Genomic DNA, 1,509 nt, shown 5'->3' on the forward strand with positions numbered 1-1,509 from the left:
AAACAAAACCCACCAGCCGCGCGGGCTGAAAGGCCTCGTGGTACACCCACAACCCCAGCGCAAACTGGAGGCTGGGCGAGATGTATTGCAGGATGCCCAGCGTGGACATGGGAATGCGCCGCGCGCCAGCGGCAAACAGCAGCAAAGGTACGGCCGTCATGGGCCCGGCCAACAGCAACCAACCCACAGTAGACGCATCGCCCTGCACCAGAGCGCCCTGTCCTTGCCAGCTCCACCAGGCCAGCACCACTGCCGCCACCGGCGCCAGCATCAGGGTCTCCAAGGTAAGCCCCTCCAGCGCGCCCAGCACTGCTACCTTGCGCAGCAGGCCATAGAAGCCAAAGGTCAGTGCCAGCACCAGCGCGATCCAGGGCAGGCGCCCTGCCTGCACGGCCAGCCACAGCACACCGGCCGCAGCCACCGCCACGGCCAGCCACTGCCCGGGCCGGGGGCGCTCGCGCAGGAACACGAAGCCCAGCGCCACATTCACCAGTGGCAAGATGAAATACCCCAGGCTGGCATCGACCACATGGTGGTTCTGCACCGCCCACACGTAGGTCAGCCAGTTGCCCGACAACAGCACGGCCGACAATGCAAATGCGCCGAGCACCCGCGGCTGGCGCACCACAGACGCCATCCACGCCCATTGCCTGCGCACGGCCAGCAGCCCCAGCACCACGGCCAGCGACCACAGCGTGCGGTGCATCACCACCTCCAGCGAGGGCACATCGGCCACCTGCTTGAAGTACAGCGGGAACAGCCCCCAGGCGACATAGGCCAGGGCAGCGTAGAGGATTCCTGTATTCATGCGTGAGAAACCATCAAAGAGTGAACGAAGGCATGGCCTTGCCCGGGTTGCTCTGGAGCGGGAAGCCGCCAGAAAAAATCCCTGCCCGCCCGGGGGCAGACAGGGATGACGGGCAACACAGCGCACGCAGGCCCCGAGGAGCCTGCAGCAGGGTCAGACGTTGAACAGGAAGTTCAGCACGTCGCCATCCTTGACCACGTACTCCTTGCCTTCGGCACGCATCTTGCCGGCATCCTTGGCGCCCTGCTCGCCCTTGTAGGCAATGAAGTCCTCGAAGGCGATCGTCTGCGCACGGATGAAGCCGCGCTCGAAGTCGCCGTGGATCACCCCAGCAGCCTGGGGCGCGGTGTCGCCAATGTGGATGGTCCAGGCGCGCACCTCCTTCACGCCAGCGGTGAAATAGGTCTGCAGGCCCAGCAGCTTGAAGGCGCCACGGATCAGGCGCGCCAGGCCTGGTTCTGTCTGCCCCATTTCGGCCAGGAACATGTCGCGGTCTTCGTCGCTCATCTCGGCCATCTCGGCCTCCATCTTGGCGCAGATGGCAACCACGGGCGCATTCTGGCTGGCAGCATAGTCCTTGAGGCGGTCCAGGAACGGGTTGTTCTCGAAGCCGTCTTCACTCACGTTGCCCACGAACATCGCGGGCTTGGCCGTGATCAGGCACAGGGACTTGAGCAGCGGCTGCTCTTCCTTGGTGATTT

General features: G+C 64.7%; 2 protein-coding genes. Both read right to left on the reverse strand.

The features are described from left to right. Positions 1–808 (reverse strand): EamA family transporter RarD (rarD, locus tag DBR23_RS14465; RefSeq protein ID WP_108498718.1); only part of this gene is annotated, 808 nt, incomplete at its 3' end. Between the two features lie 153 nt (positions 809–961). Next, a partial coding sequence (locus DBR23_RS14470) for a DUF933 domain-containing protein (protein WP_108498719.1) occupies positions 962–1,509 on the reverse strand: 548 nt, incomplete at its 5' end.

The organism is Acidovorax sp. HMWF018 (assembly GCF_003061035.1).
GTDB classification, from domain to species: Bacteria; Pseudomonadota; Gammaproteobacteria; order Burkholderiales; family Burkholderiaceae_C; genus Acidovorax; species Acidovorax delafieldii.